Here is a 21,404-nt window from a genome sequence, read left to right as displayed (position 1 = left end):
ATCAGAGATCGACGCCGGCGGCGATGGCTTCGAGCTTGCGGATGCGTTCCTTGAGGTCGGCGACCTCGATACGGGCGGCGGCCGAGGGTGGGGCGGCTTCCTCGCTGCGGCGGCTCAGTTCCGCGCGCTTGAGGTCGAGCCAACCATTCCAGCCGCGCAGCGACGCGAAGGCGACGATGGTGAGGCCGGCAAGGCCGGCGGTGGCCATGGTGAGGTAGAAGAGGGGATCCTGCATGATGTCCTCCCTGTGTCCTTTGCCGCGATCAGTCGCGGTCCTTGAGCTTCTCGAATTCGCGCTCCAGCGCGGTCGAACTGTCGGTGGCGAGCCGTTCCAGCACGGCAACCCGGTCCTTGAGCGCCTTCACTTCGGCGCGGAGGCGTTCGGCCTCCGGATCGGGACCGCGCTGGATGAACTCCTCGCCCTTGTGGCGGCGCACGACGCCATATTTGGCGCGGACGACGCTTGCGACGGCGGTAATCCCGACGATGGCGACGACCATTTGAAACGGATCCATATTTGTCCTCCCTTGGGCGTGCGGGGCGATCAGTTCGCCGGGCCGCGCAGCCGCTCGATTTCGCGATTGAGCTGATGGCTTTCGTCGGTGACGATCCGCTCGACCACGGCGAGCCGGTCCTTCATCGAGCCGATTTCGGCGCGCAGCTGGGCATTTTCCTGGCTGATCAGCTTGATGCGCTCGACCATTTCCTCATTCTTCTGCGGATAGACCGCCTTGCCCCAGCTATTTTCCAGCGGGTAGCCGTGCCGGATGCGAAGCCAGGTGGTAAAAACCCAACCCGCAACACCCAGCGATCCGACGATGACCGCAGCAGGCGCAAGAACTTCAACTGGAACCATGATCTTTACTCCCCTTGCCTGGTCAGCGTCAGCGCAGCGCGTCGATATCGCGCGCGGTCCGGGCGGCGGGATCGGTGGCGATCCGTTCGAGGACTGCGATGCGTTCTTCGAGGCGGCTGATGCGGCCAGTCAGCTTTTCGTTTTCACTTGAAAGAAGGTCGATTTTTCGACCGGCGTCGGGATCTGTTCGATGAACGGTGCCCGTCCATTCATTTTCAACCGGATAACCATGGCGGGCACGGACCCAGGTGGTGAACATCCAGCCCAGCGTCGACATGGCGATGATGGCCAGAACGAAGGTCGGTCCTGCGAAATTCATGGCCTTAACTCCCCGTTATTGCTGCCCTGTCCTGGCTATGCTTCAGCGCAGGCTGTCGATCTCGTCGGCAAGGCGCGTGTTGCGGCTGGTATAATAGACCTCGATGTCGGCGAGGCGGCGGTCGATGTCGCGGAACTTGGAGCGGACGTCGCGGGTGGAGCGCGCCGGGTTGGTGCGCACGCCCTGCCAGAATTTCTCGTCGTCCCGATCCGAATAAAGGCCCTGGGGCTTGGCATCGGCGAAATAGGCGGCGGCGAAATAGGCGATCAGCGTCCAGGGGAAGGCCCCCATCAGGGTCACCAGCACCGCGCCGACCCGAACCCAGACCACGTCGATCCCGGTATAGTCGGCGATGCCGGAGCACACGCCCATCCACTTGCCATTCTGCTTGTCGAGATAGAATTTGGTGCGGCGGGCGCTCATGTCAGTTCCTCCGGTCGAAGTCGTAATTATCGTCCTGTGCCGGACGTTGCGGGCGGAAGTCGGGATTGTCGGCTGCGACGATCCGTTCGACCGTCTGCAGCCTGTCTTCGAGACGGCGGGCGAGCAGGTGGAGTTCATCCAGCAGCCGCTCGTCCTCGTCGGTGATCTTGGGCGCCTGCTTCCACTTGGTGACATAGTGGAAGATCAGCCAGGGCATGCCGATGAACAGCATGCCGACCACGGCGATGGGGACCAGTACGTCTTCCATCGGATCAGGCTCCCTTGTTCATGCTGGCCTTGAGCGCGGCGAGATCGGCATCGACCTTGTCGGCCGACTTCAGCTCCGCGATTTCCTCTTCCAGCGTCTTGGGCGGCGCGCCCAGACCCATGGCATCGGCGCGGCCTTCGGCCATATCGACGCGGCGTTCGAGCATGTCGAAGCGGGCAAAGGCTTCGTTGACCTTCTCGCCGGCATAGGCTTCGCGCACCCGCAGGCGGTTCTGCGCGCTTTCCATGCGGCTGACCAGGCTGTTCTGGCGGGCACGCGCCTCGCGCAGCTTGCCCTGCAGCTTGGCGATATCCTCTTCCGACGCCTTCAGCGCCTCGTCCAGCACCTCGATCTCGTGGGAGAGATGCTCGGCCATGTCGGCGGCCTTCTGGCGTTCGACCAGAGCTGCCTTGGCGAGATCCTCGCGATCCTTGCTGAGGGCGAGCTGGGCCTTTTCGGTCCAGCCATCCTGCAGCGCCTGCAGCTTGCCGATGTGACGACGCATTTCCTTCTGGTCGGCGATCGTGCGGGCGGCGGACGCGCGCACCTCGACCAGCGTCTCCTCCATTTCGAGGATGATCATGCGGATCATCTTCGCCGGGTCTTCGGCCTTGTCGAGCAGGTCGGTGACATTGGCGGCGATGATGTCTCGGGTGCGGGAGAAAATACCCATTTTAACGGTGCTCCTGGTCTTCTCTTCAAGGGGGCTGGGGCGGACGAGAGGGGGCATTTCCGCCCCGGCCTGGGTCGTGCGGCCTTACGCCAGATAGCGCAGGGTCGCGGGGGTATCCTGGGTCGCGAGGACCGGGGCTTCGCTGGCGCGGGCCGGGCCGACCGCCGAAAGGATCATGGTCGATCCGAACAGGACGGCGGCAATGGCGACCGACATCAGCTGACCGATTTCGCGAACGCTGTTGCTGTTCTTTTCCATCTTCAACACTCCTTGAACCTGGCCTTCTAAAGGTGCCGCCTGTCTGTGCAGCGGCTTCGTTCCCAACACTGCAGAGGCCGTGCCAATTTTCGAAAAGCGCAGAAAACCGCCATTTTTTGATGATCTGGCACGGCTGCAGAAAAATTTCTCTTGCTGAAAGTTGGGAAATTTCCCCATATTTTGGCGCATGGAGAAAAATACCCAGTTTGTCGGCCAGTCGCTGGCCTTTCTCGACGCCGTCGAACTGGCCGGGCGGGCCGCCGAACTCAATCGCCCGGTGCTGGTGATCGGCGAACGCGGCACCGGCAAGGAGCTGATCGCCGAGCGCCTGCATCATCTGTCGCCGCGCTGGGGCGAACCACTGATCGTGATGAACTGCGCCGCCCTGCCCGAGACGCTGATCGAGGCGGAGCTGTTCGGCCATGAACAGGGCGCCTTCACCGGCGCGACCAAGGCGCGGCCGGGCCGGTTCGAGGAGGCCGATGGCGGCACCTTGTTCCTGGACGAGTTGGGCACATTGTCGATGGCAGCGCAGGAACGGCTGCTGCGGGTGATCGAATATGGCGAAGTGACACGGATCGGGTCGTCGCGGCCGGTGATGGTCGATGTCCGCATCGTTGCGGCGACCAACGAGGATCTGCCCGCCGCCGCCGATGCCGGACGCTTCCGCCCCGATTTGCTCGACCGCCTGAGCTTCGAGGTCATCACCCTGCCGCCGCTGCGCGCGCGGGAAGGCGACATAACGGTGCTGGCCGACCATTTCGGCCGGCGCATGGCGGCAGAACTCAACTGGCCGCAATGGCCGGGCTTCTCCGCCGCCTGCGCGGCCGAACTGGAAGGCTATGGCTGGCCGGGCAATGTGCGCGAGCTGCGCAATGTGGTGGAGCGGGCGGTCTATCGCTGGCCCGAGCCGGGGCGGCCGATCTCGTCCATTGTGTTCGACCCCTTCGCCTCGCCCTGGAAACCACGCCCGTTGATGCCGGGGACTGCGGCAGTTTCACCGGAAAGCGCGGCGCCGGCACCTGCGGCTGCATCGGTGATGAACGGCCATGGCGATGTCACCGATCTCAAATCGGCGGTCGATGCGCATGAGGCGGCGATCGTGCGGGCGGCGCTGGAGCGGTTCCGCTATAATCAGCGCGCCACCGCCAAGGGGCTGGGCCTGACCTATGACCAGTTGCGCCATTGCATGAAGAAACATGGGCTGAGCGCGGGATAGGGCGGCACGAGGCCGCCCCACCGGATAGTTTTTTTAACGGGTCGGGACGGGTTCCGGGCCCGAATAATCATAGAAGCCCTTGCCGGTCTTGCGGCCATACCAGCCGGCCTCGACATATTTGACCAGCAGCGGCGCCGGGCGATATTTGGGATCGCCGGTGGTGGTGAGGAAGACGTTGAGGATTTCAAGCGCGGTGTCGAGGCCGACGAAATCGAGCAGGGTCAGCGGCCCCATCGGATGGTTGAGGCCCAGCTTGCAACCCTGATCGATGTCGGTGACGCTGCCGACGCCCTCGCCCAGCACGAACACCGCCTCGTTCAGCATCGGCAGCAGGATGCGGTTCACGACGAAGCCGGGCGCATCGAAGGCATGGACCGTGGTCTTGCCGATCTTCGCGGCGAAACCCTCGACCGCGGCGACCGTCTCGGGCGACGTGGCAAGGCCGCGAATGACCTCGACCAGCACCATCACCGGCACCGGATTGAAGAAATGGACGCCGACGAAGCGGCTGGCGTCGGGCGCGGCCTGGGCCAGGCGGGTGATCGGGATGGACGAGGTGTTGGTGGCAAGGATGGCGCCGGGCGCCAGGATCTTGCCGACATTGGTGAAGATGGTGCGCTTGACCTCTTCGCGCTCGGTCGCGGCCTCGATCACCAGCTGGGCGCCGGCGAGCGGCGCGATCTCGCCGACCGGGGTGATGCGGGCGAGCGCGGCATCGGCGTCGGCCTGGCTGATCTTTTCCTTTTCGACCGCGCGGGCCAGCAGCTTGGCGATGCCGGCCTTGCCCTTTTCGGCGCGGGGCAGGTCGATGTCGGACAGGATCACGTCATAGCCGGCCTGGGCGGCGACCTGGGCAATGCCCGCCCCCATCTGGCCGGCGCCGATCACGCCCACGGTCTTTATGTCGGTCATGTCCCATTCTCCTCACCAAATGTTCGTTCCAGTCACCCCTACCGACAAGTAAGGCCGCGCGCCAAGCCCCTTCGCGGGCGGCGAACGGGCCATCGCGACGGATGGATGGTTCGCCCGCGCGATTTTCCGCCTTTGCGCGAACCGCACGCCATGCTTAATAGCCGCCCATGCCCCTTGCCGATCCCCTGCCAGCGCCCGCATCCGGACGGTTCATCGCCGCCGTGCATCATTTCCCGCTGCGCATCTATTTCGAGGATACGGACCTGTCGGGGCTGGTCTATCACGCCAATTATCTGCGCTATATGGAGCGCGCCCGGTCCGACATGCTGCGCATCGCGGGCATCGACCAGCGCGCCAATCATGAAGGCGGCGAAGGCGTCTATGCCGTCACCGACCTGAAACTCGCCTATCGCCGTCCCGCCCGGCTGGACGATGACCTGATGGTCGTCAGCCAGGTGATGGAGGTGCGGGCCGCCAGCTGCGTCATTCAGCAAAGAGTCATGCGCGGCGAGGACATATTGACCGACGGCGTCATCACCGTCGCCTATCTGACACCCCAGGGACGACCGCAGCGCCAGCCGCGCCCCTGGATCGAGATTTTTAGCCGTTTGATGCGAGGGGAAGACATCCACCCATGAACCTGTCCATGCCTGACGTCGGCACCGCCATGGGCGCCGCAGCCGACGCCGCCACCATTTCGCCGCTCGCCCTGTTCCTGCAGGCCGACATCGTCGTGAAGGGGGTGATGCTGGGCCTGTTGCTGGCCAGCATCTGGACCTGGGCGATCATCATCGGCTTCAGCTTCACCCTGCGCAAGGCGAGCAAGCAGAGCCGCGCGTTCGAGGCGGATTTCTGGAAAGCGGACGATATCGACCGTTTCTATGAAGCCCGCGGCAAGGCCGAATTCCCGGCCGCCAAGGTGATGGCCGCCGGCGTCACCGAATGGCGCCGCTCTACCGCGCAGAAGGTGATCGACCGCGACGGCACGCGCGACCGGCTGGCGACCAGCATGTCGAGCACGATCGCGGCCGAGGTCGACCGGCTGTCGGACCGGCTGAACATCCTGGCGACGGTCGGTTCGGTGGCGCCGTTCGTCGGCCTGTTCGGCACCGTGTGGGGCATCATGCGCGCCTTCACCTCGATCGCCGCCGCGCAGAACAGCTCGCTCGCCGTCGTGGCGCCGGGCATTGCCGAGGCCTTGTTCGCGACCGCAATCGGCCTGTTCGCCGCCATCCCGGCGGTGATCGCCTACAACCGGTTCAGCCATGGCATCAACCGGATGGAATCGCGCCTAAACCGCTTTGCCGATGGCTTCTACGCGACGCTGAGCCGCGAGCTTGAGGCCCAGCGGTGACCTTGGGCACCGCTGCAGAAAAGGGAGCGCGCTGATGGCGATGTCTGGCCCTCCATCCGGTCGGCGCGGGCGCAATCGCGCGCCGATGGCAGACATCAACGTGACGCCGCTGGTCGACGTCATGCTGGTGCTGCTGATCATCTTCATGGTGACCGCGCCGTTGCTGGTGACCGGCGTGCCGGTGAACCTGCCCGAGACGCGCGCCAAGGGGCTGGACCAGGATGCCAAGCCGACCGTGGTGTCGATCGATCGCGACGGCGCCATCTATGTCGACGAGGATGTGGTCAGCGACGCCGACCTGCCCGACCGGCTGGCCGAGATCGTGTCGGCCAATGCCGGCAAGCCCGACGCGCCGCAGATCTTCCTGCGGGCGGACACGGCGCTGGATTATGGCCGGGTGATGCGGGTGATGGGCGAGCTCAACCGGGCCGGCCTCAACAAGGTGGCGCTGGTCAGCACCGGCGGGCAGGACGGCGCCGACGATGTCAGCGCAGGTTCAGAATAGGGGCCATAGGTCAAACCGATGGAACGCGCGGAAAAAATCGGCCTTGGCGTTGCGACGGCAGGACATGTCCTGCTGTTCGGCCTGCTGTCGGCCGGGTTCCTGGCGACGCCCAATCCGCTGAAGCTGAACAGCCCGCCAATGGATGTCAGCCTGGTGGACGAAGTGGCGCTGCAATCGACCGCGCCGCGCATCTCGACCGAGCCGCCACCGCCCAGCGTCGCGCCTGAGAAGGGCCCGACCGAGGACGCTGCGCCCGCTGCCCAGCCCGAGCCGGCCCCCGTGCCCGAGCCGACCCCGGCGCCGCCCAAACCAAAGCCGGTCCCGCCCAAGGAGGTCGCGAAGCCCGCGCCGCCCAAGCCGAAACCAACACCGCCGAAGAAGGAAACGCCCAAGGCGGCGCCCAAGCCCAAGCCGGCGCCCGAAAAGCCGGCGGAAAAGCCCAGGGCGAAGCCGGCGCCGGAGAAGCCCAAGGCAGCAGCGGCGGCGCCCGCCAAGGCGAGCGCCAAGCCCGCGCCCAAGGCCGCCAAGCCGGCCGCGGCATCGGGATCGGGCAAGGCCGCGGCCAAGCCCAAGGGATCGCTGCTGGGCAATGATTTCCTCAAAGGCATCGACACCAGTGCCGACGCACCGCGCAAGCCGGCTGCCGCGCCGCAGGCCGCCGCCATGGGGCCGCAGCAGAAGGCGGCGCTGGACGCCGAGATCCGCCGGCAGCTCAAGCCCAACTGGCGTCCCCCGTCGGGCGCGGATGCCGACCAGCTGGTGACCCTGCTGGAAGTGCGGCTGGACAAGAATGGCGCGGTGATCGGCACGCCCGAAGTGATCGACCAGTTGGGCGTCACCGCCAGCAACCGGCCCCAGGCCAAGCTGCACGCGGAGCGCGCGATCCAGGCGGTGAAGCTCGCTTCGCCCTTCCGCAATTTGCCGCCCGAATATTATGAACAATGGAAATGGCTGCGGCCACTCCGCTTTGACGCGAGGCTGACCCGATGACGACGACCCTGCTCCGCCGCTTGGCCGCGGCGACCGCCGCCCTGCTCGCCTTCACCGCCATGCCCGCGCTGGCGCAGCTGTCGGTCGACGTGACCGGCGATATCGACAGCAACCTCAAGATCGCGGTGCCCGCACTGCCGGCGCAGCAGGATGTGGCGACCCCGGCCGGCACCGCCAATGAACTTGGCCGCAAGATCGCCGAAGTGATTGCCACCGACCTTAAAGGATCGGGCCTGTTCGATCCGTCCGGCCCGGCCGGCATGCCCGCGCTCGCTTTCCCGGAAGTGACCAATCCGGTCTATGACAAATGGGGTGCCTATCAGGCGCTGGTGCAGGGCTTTGTCCGCACCACCGGCGGCGAGGCGGACATTACCGTCGGCTGCTATCTCTATGACGTGGCGCTGAAGCAGGAACTGACGCGCCAGGGCTATGTCGTCGCCCCGCGCGACTGGCGCCGTGCCGCGCATAAATGCGCCGACGCCATCTATGCCCGGCTGTCGGGCGAGAGCCCCTTCTTCGACAGCCGCATCGCCTATATCGCCGAGAGCGGCCCCAAGGATAACCGCGTCAAGCGCCTCGCCATCATGGATTCCGATGGCGCCAACCACCGCTTCATCACCAATGGCCAGTCGATCGCCCTCACCCCGCGTTTCTCGCCCGATTACAAGTCGATCGTCTATGTGAGCTATCTGGGCAGCCGGGTGCGCATCTATGTCTATGACATCGGCACCGGGCAGCAGCGGCTGGTGACCGAAAGCAACAACACGACCTTCGCGCCGCGCTGGTCGCCCGATGGCCGCAACATCCTGTTCTCGATGGCGGTGTCGGGCAATACCGACATCTATCGCGTGTCCGCCCAGGGCGGCGCGCCGGTGCGGCTCACCAATTCGCCGGGCATCGATGTCGGCGGTTCCTATTCGCCGGACGGTCGCCAGATCGTGTTCGAAAGCGACCGGTCGGGCGGACAGCAAATCTATGTGATGAATGCCGACGGGTCGAACCAGCGCCGCATCAGCCATGGCGGCGGCCGCTATGCGACGCCCGAATGGAGCCCGCGCGGCGACCTGATCGCTTTCACCAAGCTGTCGGGCGATTTCAAGATCGCGGTGATGACGCCGAGCGGCGACAATGAGCGCATCCTGACCAATGGCTGGCAGGACGAGCAGCCGACCTGGTCGCCCAATGGCCGCGTGCTGCAATTCTTCCGCACCACGCCGGGCCGCCAGGGCAGCAGCCAGGTGTGGCAGGTCGACCTGACCGGCGTGAACGAACGGCGCATTCCGACGCCGCTCAGCGGCTCCGACCCGGCCTGGGGTCCGTTGCTGCCATAAGTTTTCCACAGCTTTTCGACGCGATAGGGAACCCTATCGTCTTGACAGCGTAACGATTTTTACCAACCATGCTGTTGCCCGTCCGGGTGGCAGAATGGCGATATCCTTAGGAGACCCCGATGAAGATCACCCGGCCCCTGCTCATGGCAACCGCCGTCCTGGCCCTCGCCGCCTGTTCGAAGAAGCCGCCGGCCGAACTGCCGCCGGCACCGGGTGGCAGCGACACGACCCAGACGGGTGGCTCCACCGGCCAGACCGGTCCGGTCAAGGGCAGCCAGGAAGATTTCATCGCGTCGGTGTCGTCCGACCGCATCTTCTTTGGCCTCGACCAATATGATGTCGATGCCGAGGATCAGGCGACGCTGCAAAGCCAGGCCGCCTGGCTGCAGCAGAACCCCAATGTCCGCATCACCATCGAAGGCCATGCCGACGAACGCGGCACCCGCGATTACAATATCGCGCTGGGCGACCGTCGCGCCAATGCGGCCAAAAATTATCTCGCATCGCTGGGCATTTCGCCCAGCCGCATCAACACCGTGAGCTATGGCAAGGAACGGCCGGCGGCTCTGGGTTCGGACGAGGCAAGCTGGGCGCAGAACCGCCGCGCAGTGACCGTTACCGTCCAATATTGATCCCCGTCGGGTCGCGACTGACGGCTATGGGCCCGCCGATTTCGATCGGCGGGCCCTTATGTTTTTGGGCTGATCGCGATGTTCGCTCCGCCTTTGCGAAATTCGTTTCCGATATGTGGGACGACCCTATATATGGGACGAAAACAGGAAGCGAAAAACATATGCAAGATGGCGAAGAGAAGCAGGAACAGGGCGTTAAGGGCACGCAGACGCTGATGCGCGCGCTCGATATCATGGACGAGGTGATCGACGGGCCGATCCGTGCCGCCGATCTGGCCCGCAAGCTGGGCATGAGCAAGACCACCGCGCACCGACTGGTGCAGGCGCTGAAATCGCGCGACTATCTGGCGGTGACGCGCAACGGCTTCGCGCTCGGTCCCAAGCTGTTGCAGCTGGGCGTGCTGGCCACCGAGCAGATCGACTATGTCCGCGTCGCCCGCCCGTTCATGGAATTACTGTCGGAAAAGACCGGCTTCTGCGTGTTCGTGGGCAAGCGCGAGGGCGACTGGTCGCGCCATCTGGACCGGGTGACCGGCAACCAGCGGCTGCGCGTCGCGACCGCGCCGGGCGATCGTCGTCCGGTCGCCGAAACGGGCTTGGGCAAGGCACTGCTGCTGGACGAGGATGAGGCGACCTGGGAACGGCTCTATGTCGAGGCCAAGGGTGGCGAGGCCAGCCGGGCGCAGATCGACGCCTATATTGCAGAAATGCGCATCCATAAGGCGCGCGGCGAAGTGCTGCATGACAGTGAACTGGGCGATGGCGTGCGGTCGATCGCGGTGCCGGTGCGCGATGCCAAGGGGCAGATCTGCGTCGCCATCTCGATCGCGAGCGCGGCCCATTATCTGACCGACGATGTCCGCCCGGCGCTGGCCGAGCAGGTGATGAAGTCGGCCGAACAGATCAGCGCCGCGGTGGGCTTCAGCGGCCAGCGCTGAATTTCCTTTCGTCCCGATAAGAAAATGGGCGCGGTCACCAATAGTGGCCGCGCCCTTTAAGTTTGGGGAGGACTGGGAAATTACATCCGGTAGGTCACGCCGAAGGTGAAGGTGCGACCGATGCGGGTTTCGAACAGCGTGTCCTGACGCTGGCTGTCGATATAGAGGCGGTTCTGCTCGTCGGTCAGGTTCTGCGCCTCGACGATGATCTTCAGGCGATCCGTGACATTATAGCTGGCCGACGCATCCATGTAGAAGGTCTTGGCATTGCCCTGAAGGTCGCTGCCGGGCGAGGCCGGAATGCCGCGGATGAACTTGTCGCGGAAGTTGCCGGTGGTGCGGATCGAGAATTTGTCATCCTCATAATAGAGCGTGCCCGACGCGGTGTTGGGCGACAGGCCGACCAGGTCCGCCGTGGTCGTCACGGTCGGCACGCCGTTCACGCTGGCGAGGATATAATCGATCTTCGACGTGACATGGGTGTAGTTGGCCAGCACGCCGAAATTGCTGAAGAAGCCGTCGAGGAAGGTGAAGGGGATCTGGGCATTGAGCTCGATACCCTTGAGCTTGCCGCCCGGCGTGTTGAACGGCTGCGACACGGTGAACAGCTCATCCGGCAAGGTGTTGCTGTTTTCCAGCAGGGCGTTGGGCAAGCCGAGCTGGTTGAACGGGATCTGGCTGTTCACATTCTGGATGAAGCTCTTGATGTCCTTGTAGAAGAAGGCAGCCGAGAGCAGCGAACCGGGGCGGAAATACCATTCGACCGCGACGTCGAAGGTGTTGGCGCGAATCGGGTCGAGGAACGGGTTGTTGACATTACCGACGCGGGTGACCGGATTGACGCCGCTGGTCGGGGTCAGCAGGCCGAGTTCTGGACGGGCCATGACCTTGGCACCAGAGAAGCGGACCAGAACATTCTCGACCGGTTCGACGACGATGTTCGCCGAGGGCAGCCAGTCGTCATAGCTGTTGCTGGCGGCCGCGAACTGGCCGGTCAGACCCGTCGGCGAGCTGGCCTGCGCCACGGCGATGTAACCCGACGACAGCATGTCAGTCTTGACGTAGCGCACGCCGACGTCACCGCGAATGCCGAAGCCGATCGCATCGCTGAGATCGAAATTGGCCATGAGATAGCTGCTCATGACCTCTTCGCGCACGCGGCTGCGGCCGCCGCCACATTCGACGCCGCAATAGCGGACATCGTCGAAGCCGAAGGTGTCGGCCCATTTCTCGGGATCGATCGCCGCCCAGCTGGACGGGGCGCCATGGCCCCACAGCTTGTCGACGCCGGTGATGTTGGTGGTGATATCGGCCAGCGTTGTGCCGGCCGGCAGCGCCCGCACCACGGTATCGGCATTATAGGGACGCAGGAAGGTCGACAGGAAATTGCTGCGCCGATATTGCGCGCCGCCCTTGATCGAGAAGGCGTCGCTGACCGTCCATTTGAGGTTGATGTCGGCGGTCATATTGTCGGTGGTGTTCTTCGACGGCTTGCCCTGATAGCTGAAGCCGCCCAGCACGGTGCCATCGGCGCGGCCCGGCGCATAGTTGAAGCTGGCGGGGTCATTGACGTCGATGCCGAAGCCCAAGGTTGGGGTGGTGCCGCCCTTGCTATAGTCGATCGAGAAACCATCGGTGTCGATCGCGTCCATGAAGGTCTGGAGACGCTTCTTGCCGTCCCAGATGGAGCGGTTGAAGCCGACGATGCCGCTCAGTTCCAGACTGTCGTTGAGGCGACGGCGGAAGTTGAGGTTGGCCTGCTTGAAGGTCGAGACGAAATGATCGACCAGCCCTTCGGAACGGACGTCGACGCCGTCGAACACGCCCTGGACCAGCGAGCCATTCTCGTCGAACTCGATATCGCGCACGGAGGTCATCGGCTGGCCGTTATTGGCGGCCGAGCGGGCGAAGGAGATGGCAGCGATATAATTGTCGCGCCGGGTCACCTCGAACCGCGAATAGAGCATGTCGAGCGAGATGTCGGTGTCATCGTCGGGGTTGAACTGGAGGGTCAGCGACCCGCCGATCCGTTCCTGATTCTGTTCCGAATTGAGGTAGCGCGGAATGCGCGGCAGGAAGGCGCCGCTGCCCGGCGTGTTGGGCAGGTCGTCGCGACGCAGATCATAGATGGCCTGATAGGCGGCGCTGGTGCTCGTGCGCGGATTGCCGGTCGAGCAATTGAGCGCATCGGCGCCCTTGGCAGCATTGTCGGCCGGGTTCTGCGGCGCGAAGCCGACCGGCGAGCAGAAACCGCCATTGGTATTGGCCGACAGGATGTCCACCGCCGAATAGCCGACTTCGCGGATGTGCCGCTTCTGATAGGCGACCGAGCCGAGGATGCCGAAGCCGCTGTCGCCGAACTTCTTCGACACCAGCAGCGAGGCACGCGGATCGACCTCCTTCGACAGCTCGTTATAGACGCCGCGCGCGGTCATCGAGAGGACGAAATCCTCCTTCTGGTCCATCGGCTTGGGCGCGCTCAGATCGACCGTCGCGCCGAGCGAGCCTTCCTCGACATCGGCCGAGGGGGTCTTGCGCACCGACAGGGCCGAGAAGATTTCGGTCGGGAAGACGTTGAAGTCGAAGCTGCGGCCATTATTGCCGGCACCGTAAATGTCCGACGAGCCGGTCTGCGACGTGCCTTCCATGCCGTTGATGCGGGTGCGGGTGAAGGCCGGGCCAAGGCCGCGGACCGAGATGTTGCGGCCTTCGCCGCCGTCGCCGCGCTGGAGCGCGATGCCCGGCACGCGCTGCATCGATTCGGCGAGGTTGGAGTCGGGGAACTTGCCGATATCTTCGGCGACGATCGAATCGATCGCGGCGGCTTCCTGCCGCTTCATGCTGAGCGCGCTGTTGAGCGAGGCGCGGAAGCCGGTGACGACGATGTCGGCATTTTCCTGGTCAGGCTGTGCCTGCGGCGCCTGGTCCTGCGCCAAGGCCGGCGCGCCCGCCATCATGGCGACGGCCAGCGCGATCACCGACGAACGGCGCGCGGACGCAATACGGCTGTAATGCTCGATCATGACTTCCTCCCCAATGTGCCGGCTATCGCCAGCATTCCCACTATGTGAAATTTTGTGTCACACTATATTATATTTCACGACATTTCCATAAAAATCATAATATGATCGCAAGTTCCACGATGTGGACCGATGCAGCGCGCATAGCCTTTGCTGCGCTTAGCCATTGACCTGAATTTTATCCCTATATATGGATCGCAAAGTCATTTTGTGAGACGATCCGCCGTGATCAACGCTCGATCAATGTTTGCCGCCTCTGCACGGGCGGCCTTCTCGGGGAGCGCATTGCCATGCGCTCCCCTTTTTGCCTGCCAGCCCTTTTCGGGATAAACTGCGCCATGTCGCTTAGCACCGCTCTTGCCCTGCTGCTGATGGCAGCATCGCCCACCGCCGCGGCCGAGCCCGCTTTTCCCATGAATTTCGACCTGTCGAACGGCAGCACCGAAAGGCAGACGCCCTATCGCACCGGCAGCCATGGGATGGAGTCCCATGGCACAGACAGTGATTTTCTGTTTTCCGTCGCGGTCCCGGACGGCACCTATCGGGTGACGGTACGGCTGGGGGCCAGCGATGCCGCTGGCGACACGACGGTAAAGGCGGAAGCCCGACGGCTGATGCTGCGCAATGTCGAAACCCGCAAAGGCCAGTTCATCGAGCGCCAGTTCCTGGTCGACAAGCGATCCCCGGTGCTGACAGCGCCGCCAGCCAATGCACCGGGCGGCACCCGCGTCCGAATCGATGCCAACGACGCCAAGGAATTTACCTGGGACGACAAGCTGACGCTCGAATTCCTCGGGCAGCCCCAAGTGTCGTCCGTCCGGATCGAGCCCGTAACCGCCCCCACCATCTTCCTGGCGGGCGATTCGACCGTAACCGATCAATATGCCGAGCCGGCGGCAAGTTGGGGCCAGATGCTGCCGGCGATGCTGGACAACAGTATCGCTGTCGCCAACCACGCCAAGTCGGGCGCAACGCTCAAATCCTTCATCACCGAATTGCGGTTCGACAAATTGCTGGCATCGATCAAGCCGGGCGATTGGGTGTTCATCCAGTTTGGCCATAATGACCAGAAGCAGCAATGGCCGCAAACCTATGTCGATGCGGCCACGACCTACCCCGCCTATCTGCATCTCTACATCGCCGAGGTGCAGCGGCGCGGCGCCCATGCCGCGCTGGTAACGTCGCCCGAGCGCCGCAATTTCGACGAACGGGGCAAGATCAAGGATACACTGGGCAGCTATGCCGCAGCCATGCGCAAACTGGCGGCGGAGGAGCATGTGCCGCTAATCGACCTCAACGCCGACAGTCGCGCCATTTACGAAGCGCTCGGCCCCGATGTCGCGCCGAGCGCCTTCAACGATAATGGCAATGACAAGACCCACCACGACAATTACGGCGCCTGGCTTCTGGCCAATGCGATAGCAGAGCAGATACGTGCTCGCATTCCGGCGCTGGCCCCCCATGTGATCGCGCCAGCCTTCGTCCCGAGCCGCCCTTCCAGTGCCGCCGCAGTCGCGATCGTGCCCAGCGCGCGTCACAGCAGCCAGCGACCGGCCGGCAGTTGAGCGGTTCGGTCATGAGCCGTCGCGATACCCTGCTGGGGCTGACCGCTGGTGGGCTGCTGATGCCCACTGCCGCCCTGTCCTTTGCCGGTCATGCGACGCGGCGCTTCGATGTGCGCGATCATGGCGCGCGCGGCGATGGTGTCGCGATCGACAGCGATGCGATCAATGCGGCGATCCTGGCCGCATCGCAGGCAGGTGGCGGCATGGTGCTAATCCCGCGCGGCCGCTACCTCTGCTTCTCGATCCGGCTGAAAAGCCATGTCACCCTGGTCATCGGCGAAGGCGCGGTGATCGAGGCGGCCGATCCGGCGCGCCATGCCGGCCGCTATGACCTGCCCGAGACGGGGATCGATCAGCTTTATCAGGATTTCGGCCATAGCCATTGGCACAACAGCCTGATCTGGGGCGAGGATCTGACCGAGGTTGCGATTCTTGGCCCCGGCATGATCCACGGCCTGGGCCTGACCCGCGACGGGCCGGGCGCCCGCTGGAAGAAGCAGGCCGGCGAACGGCCGCTGTCGATGCGCGGGATGAGCGACGCGCAGATTGCCGAGTTGGAGCCCGATGCCGCGAAGATGAACGGTCTGGGCAACAAGGCGATTGCGCTGAAGAACGGCCGCGACATTCATTTGAGCGGCTTTTCGATCCTGAAAGGCGGGCATTTCGCGATCATCGCGACCGGCACCCAGCAATTGCGCATCGACAATCTGGCGATCGACACCGAACGCGACGGCATCGACCTGGACTGCGTGCGCGACGTGGTGGTAGAACGCTGCCGGGTCAATTCGCCCAATGACGACGGCATCGTCGTCAAGAGCAGCTATGCGCTGGGTCGGGCGATCGCGTCGGAAAATATCCTGATCCGCGACTGCGACGTGTCCGGCTATGACATGGGATCGATGCTGGACGGTACGAAGCGCACCAGCCAGCAGATCGCGCCCGACCAGGACCGGGTCACCGGCCGGATCAAGCTCGGCACCGAGAGCAATGGCGGATATCGCAATATCCGGATCGAGGATTGCCGCTTCACCCGCTGCCGTGGGCTGGCGCTGGAGACGGTCGATGGCGGGGTGATGGAAAATATCGTCGCGCGGCGACTGACCATGCGCGAGGTGACGACCGCGCCGATCTTCCTGCGCATCGGCGACCGGCGGCGCGGGCCGGATGGCACCGGCATCGGCGCGATCAACGGCGTGGAGATCAGCGAGGTGGATGCGCGCGGGATCGATCATAGATTTGCCGCAAGCATTGCCGGCCTGCCCGGCCATCCGGTGCGCGACGTGACGCTGCGCGACGTGCATCTGGTCTATCAGGGTGGCGGCACCGCGCAGGACGCCGCGCGCAGGCCCGACGAACTGGCCGACGCCTATCCCGAACCCAGCATGTTCGGCGTGCTGCCCAGCTGGGCGCTATGGGCACGCCATGCCGAGCGGCTGACGATCGAGCGTTTTACCGCCGAAACGGCGACGCCCGACGCACGGCCACCGGCGCTGTTCGACGATGTGGCGGGCCTGACGATCCGCAACAGCCCGATCCTGGCGCGCTGAAACGGACATCGTCCCACCCATTCTTAGCATTTGACGAACATGTGGGACGATGTTACCCAAATATCGGTTTCGAGTTCCATAATATGGTTCACAGGGGAGAGCCGATGTCCGTCCACGCCTTCAAGATGCAGCTCAAGCCCGGCGTGGTCGCGGAATATCGCAAGCGCCATGACGAGATCTGGCCCGAATTGTCGGCGCTGCTGACCGAGTCGGGGATCCATGATTATTCGATCTTCCTGGACGAAGAGACGCTGAGCCTGTTCGCGGTGCTGAAGCTGCGCGAGGACAATAGCCGCGACAGCCTGCCCGACCATCCGATCATGAAGCGCTGGTGGGATTATATGGCGCCGCTGATGGAGGTGCAGCCGAGCAACCAGCCCAAGGAATGGCCGCTGTCGCTGCTGTTCCACATGGATTGAGTGCAGGGACAGGCTGACATCCATGCGTAGCTTCATCGCCGCCCTCGCCCTTGGCACCATGCTGGCCACGCCTGCGCTCGCGCAGCAGGCCAAGCCGACCGCCAATCTCTCCGCGCCGGTCAAGACGTTCGGCCGCGTCTCCTATGATGCGCGATCGCTGATGATCGACGGCAAGCGGATGGTGATCTGGTCATCGGAATTCCATCATTTCCGCCTGCCCTCGCCCGATCTGTGGCGCGACATCCTCCAGAAGATGAAGGCCAGCGGCTTCAACAGCGTCGCCGTCTATTTCGACTGGGGTTTCCACAGCCCGAAAAAGGGCGTGTACGACTTTAGTGGTATCCGTGACATCGACCGGCTGCTGACCATGGCGGAGGAGGAAGGCCTCTATGTCATCACCCGCGCCGGTCCCTATGTGAATGCGGAATTGTCGCGCGGCGGCTTTCCCGGCTGGCTGGTCAACCAGCGCGCCCGCGCCCGCACCGATGATCCCGATTATATGGCGGCGGCCGACGAATGGCTGACGAAGGTCAATGCGATCATCGCCAAGCACCAGATCAACAATGACCCGAGCCGCAAATATGGCGTGATCCTGCACCAGATCGAGAATGAGCTGGCGATGACCACGCCGGCCCAGCGGCGCTACATGGATCATCTCTATGCCAAGGCACGGGCCGACGGCATCACCGTGCCGCTGTTCCACAACGACCAGGGTCGCAACGGCTATTGGGCGCCCGAAAGCAGCAAGGTCGAGAAGGTCGTCCATGGCCCGAACGACATGTATGCGTTCGATGGCTATCCCGGCGGCACCTGTACCGTGGACGGCAAGCCGACGCGCGGGTCGGCCGCGCCCGACTGGGGCTATTATGGTCCCGGCGGGGCCAAGGGCGGTGCGTCCGCCTCGCCCGACACGCCTGGATTCCTGGCCGAATTCGGTGGCGGCTGGTTCGACTATTGGGGATCGAACGGCGGCTATGAGTGCAACGCGATCCAGCGTGGCAAGCGGTTCCAGCGCGTCTTCTATGGCACGAACCTCGCCAATGGCATCGGCATCCAGAGCTTCTACATGGGCTATGGCGGCACCAGCTGGGGCTGGCTGCCCGCGCCGGTGGTGTTCAGCAGCTATGATTATGGCTCCGCCATTTCCGAGCCGCGCGAAATTCGCGAGAAGGCGCTGGAGATGAAGCAGCTGGGCGGCCTGATTGCCTCCGTCCCCGACATGGCCGGCATGATCCCGGCCGGGACGCCGGAGATCAGCTCGCCCAATATTCAGGTCTATCACAATAAGAGCCCGGAGACGGACGCGCGCTTCCTGATGGTGACGCACAAGCCGTCCAACGGGCAGACGAGCGACGCGTTCAGCTTCACCGCCGACCTGCCCGATGGCCGCTATACCGTGCCGATGCAGCTCAATGGCTTCGATGCCAAATGGCTGGTCGCGGGCGTGACGCTGGGCGGGCAGCGGCTGGTCTATTCCAGTTCCGAACTGCAATCGGCGCAGCAGATCGACGGCAACGACCTGATCCTGCTCTATGGCCGCGCCGGCGAGCCGGGCGAGACGGTGCTGCGCTATGCATCCGCACCCAAGGTGACGGTGGTTGAGGGGCAGGCGAACAGCGCGTTCGATGCCGCCAAGGGCGACCTGAAGCTGGATTACAATCATCAGGGCCGCGCCGTGGTGCGGATCGAGGGGGGCGGGCGTCCGCCGCTGACCCTGATCCTGGCCGACGAGGCAGAGGGTGCGCGTTACTGGCGCGAGCAGAACATGCTGGTGCGCGGGCCGGCGCTGGTGCGCAACGCTGTTGCCAAAGGCGGTTCGCTGGCGCTGACCGGCGATACGGCTGCGGCCAGCCCGCTCGAAATCTGGGCGCCAAAGGCGGTCCGCTCGGTCAGCTGGAACGGCGCGAAGGTGACGACGAAGGCGACAGCCATCGGCAGCATCGCCGCGGTCCAGCCGCTCGCCGGCCCGGCCGATGTCGCGCTGCCGGCGCTCAACGACTGGCGTATGGCGCAGGGTTCGCCCGAGGCACAGCCCGGTTTCGACGACAGCCGCTGGCAGGCGATCGACAACCGATCCTATGCCAGCACCACCGCCAAGCCCGATGGCCAGCCCAATATGCTGATGGACGCCTATGGCTTCCATGACGGCGATGTCTGGTATCGCGGCCGCTTCACCGGTTCACCCGATGCCAAGGCGCTGTCGCTTTATTATGGCGCGGGCGGTTCGGGGCTGGTGCAGGCCTGGGTCGACGGCAAGTTCCTGGGCGAAGGCGAGACGCCCGGCGGCCTGCCGCGGCCGATCACCACCGGCACGGCGCGCTTCGCCCTGCCGGCGGAGGCGCAGGCGGCGGGCGAGCATGTCATCTCCGTCATGGTCCGCAACAATGGCCATAATTGGGATCTGGACAGCGACGATTTCCACAAGGAAGCGCGCGGCCTCATCTCCGCATCGCTGGAAGGCGGCCCGAGCGGGCGCAGCTTCGCCGTGCCGATCAACTGGAAGATCCAGGGCAAGCAGGGCGGCGAGGATCTGCCCGATGTCGCCCGTGGTCCGGCGAACAATGGCGGCCTTTATGGCGAGCGGATGGGCTGGCACCTGCCCGGCTTCAACGACGCGGGCTGGGCCAAGGCCAGCGTGCCCGCGACCCAGGCGACGGCCGGGACCAGCTGGTATCGCACCAGCTTTGCCCTGAACGTCCCCAAGGGGCAGGACGCGACCATTGGCCTCAGCTTCGGCGACGCCAGCAAGCCGCGTTCGCCGGTCCGTTACCGTGTGCTGGTCTTCGTCAATGGCTGGAACATGGGGCAGTTCATCGCCCATGTCGGCCCGCAGCGGACCTTCCCCATTCCCGAAGGCATCCTGAACCACAGGGGCCAGAACCATGTCGCGCTGGCCGTCACATCCGACGGTCAGCCGGGCGATGCGCTCGAAACCGTGCGCCTCGTCACCCTGCGCAATGTGAAAGGCGGTCTGCCGGTGCAGATGGTGACCGCGCCAAACGCACCTTCAGACCTCAAGGAGACCAAGTAAGTGGCCGCTCTCACCCATGATGTACCGCGCCAGCAGGTCGTCGAATCCATCGACCGGCTGATGGACAATCTCGTCAATATCAAGGACGAGACAGGCGAATTCCTGCTCCATCTGGAAGATGGCCGCATCATCGACACCAAGGGCTGGGCCGGGTGGGAATGGACCCACGGCGTCGGCCTGTTCGGCATGTGGCGCTATTTCGAGCAGACCGGCGACCAGAAGGCGCTGGGCATCATCAAGCAGTGGTTCGAGGATCGCTTCGCCGAAGGCACGCCGACCAAGAATATCAACACGATGGCCCCGTTCATTACGCTGGCCTATCTGTATGAATATGAGCCCGATCCGCGCTACATCCCCTATCTGGACGTGTGGGCCGAATGGCTGATGGCGGCCGATGGCTTGCCCAAGACCGAGGAAGGCGGGTTCCAGCACATCGTCTATAATGACGTGAATCCCGGCGAGATGTGGGACGACACGCTGATGATGTCGGTGCTGCCGCTGGCCAAGATCGGCCTGCTGCTGAACCGCCCGGCCTATGTCGAGGAAGCCAAGCGCCAGTTCCTGGTCCATATCAAATATCTCTATGATACGAAGACCGGCCTGTGGTTCCACGGCTGGGACTTCAACGGCCGCCACAATTTCGCCGAAGCGCTGTGGGCGCGCGGCAATTGCTGGGTGACGATCGCCATTCCCGAGATCATCGAAATCCTCGACCTGAAGGAAGGCGATTTCTTCCGCACCTTCCTGATCGACACGCTGGCCGCCCAGGTGAAGACGCTGGCCGAGACGCAGGACGCAGAGACCGGCCTGTGGCACACGCTGATCGTCGATCCGACCAGCTATCTGGAAGCATCGGCCACCGCCGGCTTTGCCTATGGTATCCTGAAGGCCGTGCGTAAGGGCTATCTGCCGCGCCATTATGAGGAAGTCGGCATCAAGGCTGTGCGCGGCGTGCTGGCGAACATCGACGAGACCGGCGAGTTGCAGCAGGTGAGCTTCGGCACGGCGATGGGCGACACGATGCAATTCTACAAGGACATCGCGCTCACCTCCATGCCCTATGGCCAGAGCCTGGCCATGTGCGCACTCGGCGAGTTCCTGCGCACCTATATCTGAGTCACGGGAAACGGGGATCGAGGGGTAA

23 protein-coding genes are annotated in these 21,404 nt (G+C 64.2%); 13 read left to right on the top strand and 10 right to left on the bottom strand.

Annotated features, from left to right (window positions below):
• Nucleotide 1: 1 nt before the first annotated feature.
• From HH800_RS22015 to HH800_RS21980, 8 genes are all read right to left on the bottom strand, one after another.
• The gene (locus HH800_RS22015; protein WP_010339237.1) at nt 2-235 is read right to left on the bottom strand and encodes a hypothetical protein; all 234 of its coding nucleotides are present in this window, start codon (nt 233-235) and stop codon (nt 2-4) included.
• 28 nt (nt 236-263) lie between these two features.
• Nucleotides 264-515 carry a hypothetical protein gene (locus HH800_RS22010; protein ID WP_037519415.1) on the bottom strand — a complete coding sequence of 84 codons (252 nt, stop codon included), beginning with the start codon at nt 513-515 and terminating at the stop codon, nt 264-266.
• A 29-nt stretch (nt 516-544) separates the two neighbouring features.
• A complete protein-coding gene (locus tag HH800_RS22005; RefSeq protein WP_017500990.1) occupies nt 545-856 on the bottom strand; it encodes a hypothetical protein in 312 nt (103 codons plus the stop codon).
• Between the two features lie 28 nt (nt 857-884).
• The gene (locus tag HH800_RS22000; RefSeq protein ID WP_004209379.1) at nt 885-1,175 is read right to left on the bottom strand and encodes a hypothetical protein; all 291 of its coding nucleotides are present in this window, start codon (nt 1,173-1,175) and stop codon (nt 885-887) included.
• Nucleotides 1,176-1,217: 42 nt separating this feature from the next.
• On the bottom strand, nt 1,218-1,598 hold the full coding sequence (gene pspC, locus HH800_RS21995; RefSeq protein WP_004209378.1) for an envelope stress response membrane protein PspC: 381 nt from the start codon (nt 1,596-1,598) through the stop codon (nt 1,218-1,220).
• A 1-nt stretch (nt 1,599) separates the two neighbouring features.
• Nucleotides 1,600-1,866 carry an envelope stress response membrane protein PspB gene (pspB, locus tag HH800_RS21990; RefSeq protein ID WP_017500988.1) on the bottom strand — a complete coding sequence of 89 codons (267 nt, stop codon included), beginning with the start codon at nt 1,864-1,866 and terminating at the stop codon, nt 1,600-1,602.
• Between the two features lie 4 nt (nt 1,867-1,870).
• Nucleotides 1,871-2,539, bottom strand: coding sequence for a phage shock protein PspA (pspA, locus tag HH800_RS21985; protein WP_037508088.1), 669 nt, complete (start codon nt 2,537-2,539; stop codon nt 1,871-1,873).
• Between the two features lie 84 nt (nt 2,540-2,623).
• Nucleotides 2,624-2,797, bottom strand: a complete 174-nt coding sequence (locus tag HH800_RS21980; RefSeq protein ID WP_007708701.1) for a hypothetical protein — start codon at nt 2,795-2,797, stop codon at nt 2,624-2,626.
• Nucleotides 2,798-2,984: 187 nt separating this feature from the next.
• Here HH800_RS21980 and pspF point away from each other — a divergent pair, with 187 nt between their 5' ends.
• A complete protein-coding gene (pspF, locus tag HH800_RS21975; protein ID WP_169862397.1) occupies nt 2,985-4,016 on the top strand; it encodes a phage shock protein operon transcriptional activator in 1,032 nt (343 codons plus the stop codon).
• A 33-nt stretch (nt 4,017-4,049) separates the two neighbouring features.
• On the opposite strand, the gene HH800_RS21970 is transcribed toward pspF, so the two are convergent.
• Nucleotides 4,050-4,928, bottom strand: a complete 879-nt coding sequence (locus tag HH800_RS21970) for a 3-hydroxybutyryl-CoA dehydrogenase (RefSeq protein ID WP_169862395.1) — start codon at nt 4,926-4,928, stop codon at nt 4,050-4,052.
• A 167-nt stretch (nt 4,929-5,095) separates the two neighbouring features.
• Here HH800_RS21970 and HH800_RS21965 point away from each other — a divergent pair, with 167 nt between their 5' ends.
• The 7 genes from HH800_RS21965 to HH800_RS21935 all read left to right on the top strand — a co-directional run bounded on the left by HH800_RS21965 (nt 5,096) and on the right by HH800_RS21935 (nt 10,678).
• Entirely contained in the window at nt 5,096-5,566 is a 471-nt protein-coding gene (locus HH800_RS21965; protein ID WP_004209371.1) for a YbgC/FadM family acyl-CoA thioesterase, read from the top strand.
• Complete coding sequence (gene tolQ / locus HH800_RS21960; protein WP_010339241.1) at nt 5,563-6,282, top strand: protein TolQ; 720 nt, start codon at nt 5,563-5,565, stop codon at nt 6,280-6,282. Before HH800_RS21965 ends, tolQ begins: the two co-directional genes overlap by 4 nt.
• 34 nt (nt 6,283-6,316) lie before the next feature.
• Complete coding sequence (tolR, locus tag HH800_RS21955) at nt 6,317-6,787, top strand: protein TolR (RefSeq protein ID WP_004209369.1); 471 nt, start codon at nt 6,317-6,319, stop codon at nt 6,785-6,787.
• Nucleotides 6,788-6,805: 18 nt separating this feature from the next.
• The gene (locus HH800_RS21950) at nt 6,806-7,777 is read left to right on the top strand and encodes a hypothetical protein (RefSeq protein ID WP_004209368.1); all 972 of its coding nucleotides are present in this window, start codon (nt 6,806-6,808) and stop codon (nt 7,775-7,777) included.
• A complete protein-coding gene (gene tolB / locus HH800_RS21945) occupies nt 7,774-9,108 on the top strand; it encodes a Tol-Pal system beta propeller repeat protein TolB (RefSeq protein ID WP_037519409.1) in 1,335 nt (444 codons plus the stop codon). The genes HH800_RS21950 and tolB overlap by 4 nt, the downstream gene beginning before the upstream one ends.
• 119 nt (nt 9,109-9,227) lie before the next feature.
• Nucleotides 9,228-9,740 carry a peptidoglycan-associated lipoprotein Pal gene (gene pal / locus HH800_RS21940; protein ID WP_169862393.1) on the top strand — a complete coding sequence of 171 codons (513 nt, stop codon included), beginning with the start codon at nt 9,228-9,230 and terminating at the stop codon, nt 9,738-9,740.
• 161 nt (nt 9,741-9,901) lie between these two features.
• Nucleotides 9,902-10,678, top strand: coding sequence for an IclR family transcriptional regulator (locus tag HH800_RS21935; RefSeq protein ID WP_004209365.1), 777 nt, complete (start codon nt 9,902-9,904; stop codon nt 10,676-10,678).
• 80 nt (nt 10,679-10,758) lie between these two features.
• Here the strand turns inward: HH800_RS21935 and HH800_RS21930 are convergent, their stop codons facing one another.
• Nucleotides 10,759-13,701, bottom strand: coding sequence for a TonB-dependent receptor (locus tag HH800_RS21930; protein ID WP_169862392.1), 2,943 nt, complete (start codon nt 13,699-13,701; stop codon nt 10,759-10,761).
• 335 nt (nt 13,702-14,036) lie between these two features.
• Between HH800_RS21930 and HH800_RS21925 the strand changes: the two genes are divergently transcribed.
• The 5 genes from HH800_RS21925 (at nt 14,037) to HH800_RS21905 (ending at nt 21,376) form a co-directional block, all read left to right on the top strand.
• Complete coding sequence (locus HH800_RS21925; RefSeq protein ID WP_169862390.1) at nt 14,037-15,263, top strand: rhamnogalacturonan acetylesterase; 1,227 nt, start codon at nt 14,037-14,039, stop codon at nt 15,261-15,263.
• An 11-nt stretch (nt 15,264-15,274) separates the two neighbouring features.
• Entirely contained in the window at nt 15,275-16,810 is a 1,536-nt protein-coding gene (locus HH800_RS21920; RefSeq protein WP_169862388.1) for a glycoside hydrolase family 28 protein, read from the top strand.
• A gap of 104 nt (nt 16,811-16,914) precedes the next feature.
• Complete coding sequence (locus HH800_RS21915) at nt 16,915-17,229, top strand: L-rhamnose mutarotase (RefSeq protein WP_037508075.1); 315 nt, start codon at nt 16,915-16,917, stop codon at nt 17,227-17,229.
• Nucleotides 17,230-17,251: 22 nt separating this feature from the next.
• Nucleotides 17,252-20,260, top strand: coding sequence for a glycoside hydrolase family 35 protein (locus HH800_RS21910; protein ID WP_169862386.1), 3,009 nt, complete (start codon nt 17,252-17,254; stop codon nt 20,258-20,260).
• Complete coding sequence (locus HH800_RS21905; RefSeq protein WP_169862385.1) at nt 20,261-21,376, top strand: glycoside hydrolase family 88/105 protein; 1,116 nt, start codon at nt 20,261-20,263, stop codon at nt 21,374-21,376. It abuts the gene before it with no gap.
• The last annotated feature ends 28 nt before the right edge of the window (nt 21,377-21,404 follow it).

It is taken from the genome of Sphingobium yanoikuyae (genome assembly GCF_013001025.1).
GTDB lineage: Bacteria > Pseudomonadota > Alphaproteobacteria > Sphingomonadales > Sphingomonadaceae > Sphingobium > Sphingobium yanoikuyae_A.
This window is presented reverse-complemented; position numbering and strand designations above follow the sequence as displayed.

Bases quoted from the DNA above. Each gene is read 5' to 3' on its own strand.
- HH800_RS22015 (WP_010339237.1), bottom strand. From the start codon at position 235: ATGCAGGATCCCCTCTTCTACCTCACCATGGCCACCGCCGGCCTTGCC.
- HH800_RS22010 (WP_037519415.1), bottom strand. From the start codon at position 515: ATGGATCCGTTTCAAATGGTCGTCGCCATCGTCGGGATTACCGCCGTC.
- HH800_RS22005 (WP_017500990.1), bottom strand. From the start codon at position 856: ATGGTTCCAGTTGAAGTTCTTGCGCCTGCTGCGGTCATCGTCGGATCG.
- HH800_RS22000 (WP_004209379.1), bottom strand. From the start codon at position 1,175: ATGAATTTCGCAGGACCGACCTTCGTTCTGGCCATCATCGCCATGTCG.
- pspC (WP_004209378.1), bottom strand. From the start codon at position 1,598: ATGAGCGCCCGCCGCACCAAATTCTATCTCGACAAGCAGAATGGCAAG.
- pspB (WP_017500988.1), bottom strand. From the start codon at position 1,866: ATGGAAGACGTACTGGTCCCCATCGCCGTGGTCGGCATGCTGTTCATC.
- pspA (WP_037508088.1), bottom strand. From the start codon at position 2,539: ATGGGTATTTTCTCCCGCACCCGAGACATCATCGCCGCCAATGTCACC.
- HH800_RS21980 (WP_007708701.1), bottom strand. From the start codon at position 2,797: ATGGAAAAGAACAGCAACAGCGTTCGCGAAATCGGTCAGCTGATGTCG.
- pspF (WP_169862397.1), top strand. From the start codon at position 2,985: ATGGAGAAAAATACCCAGTTTGTCGGCCAGTCGCTGGCCTTTCTCGAC.
- HH800_RS21970 (WP_169862395.1), bottom strand. From the start codon at position 4,928: ATGACCGACATAAAGACCGTGGGCGTGATCGGCGCCGGCCAGATGGGG.
- HH800_RS21965 (WP_004209371.1), top strand. From the start codon at position 5,096: ATGCCCCTTGCCGATCCCCTGCCAGCGCCCGCATCCGGACGGTTCATC.
- tolQ (WP_010339241.1), top strand. From the start codon at position 5,563: ATGAACCTGTCCATGCCTGACGTCGGCACCGCCATGGGCGCCGCAGCC.
- tolR (WP_004209369.1), top strand. From the start codon at position 6,317: ATGGCGATGTCTGGCCCTCCATCCGGTCGGCGCGGGCGCAATCGCGCG.
- HH800_RS21950 (WP_004209368.1), top strand. From the start codon at position 6,806: ATGGAACGCGCGGAAAAAATCGGCCTTGGCGTTGCGACGGCAGGACAT.
- tolB (WP_037519409.1), top strand. From the start codon at position 7,774: ATGACGACGACCCTGCTCCGCCGCTTGGCCGCGGCGACCGCCGCCCTG.
- pal (WP_169862393.1), top strand. From the start codon at position 9,228: ATGAAGATCACCCGGCCCCTGCTCATGGCAACCGCCGTCCTGGCCCTC.
- HH800_RS21935 (WP_004209365.1), top strand. From the start codon at position 9,902: ATGCAAGATGGCGAAGAGAAGCAGGAACAGGGCGTTAAGGGCACGCAG.
- HH800_RS21930 (WP_169862392.1), bottom strand. From the start codon at position 13,701: ATGATCGAGCATTACAGCCGTATTGCGTCCGCGCGCCGTTCGTCGGTG.
- HH800_RS21925 (WP_169862390.1), top strand. From the start codon at position 14,037: ATGTCGCTTAGCACCGCTCTTGCCCTGCTGCTGATGGCAGCATCGCCC.
- HH800_RS21920 (WP_169862388.1), top strand. From the start codon at position 15,275: ATGAGCCGTCGCGATACCCTGCTGGGGCTGACCGCTGGTGGGCTGCTG.
- HH800_RS21915 (WP_037508075.1), top strand. From the start codon at position 16,915: ATGTCCGTCCACGCCTTCAAGATGCAGCTCAAGCCCGGCGTGGTCGCG.
- HH800_RS21910 (WP_169862386.1), top strand. From the start codon at position 17,252: ATGCGTAGCTTCATCGCCGCCCTCGCCCTTGGCACCATGCTGGCCACG.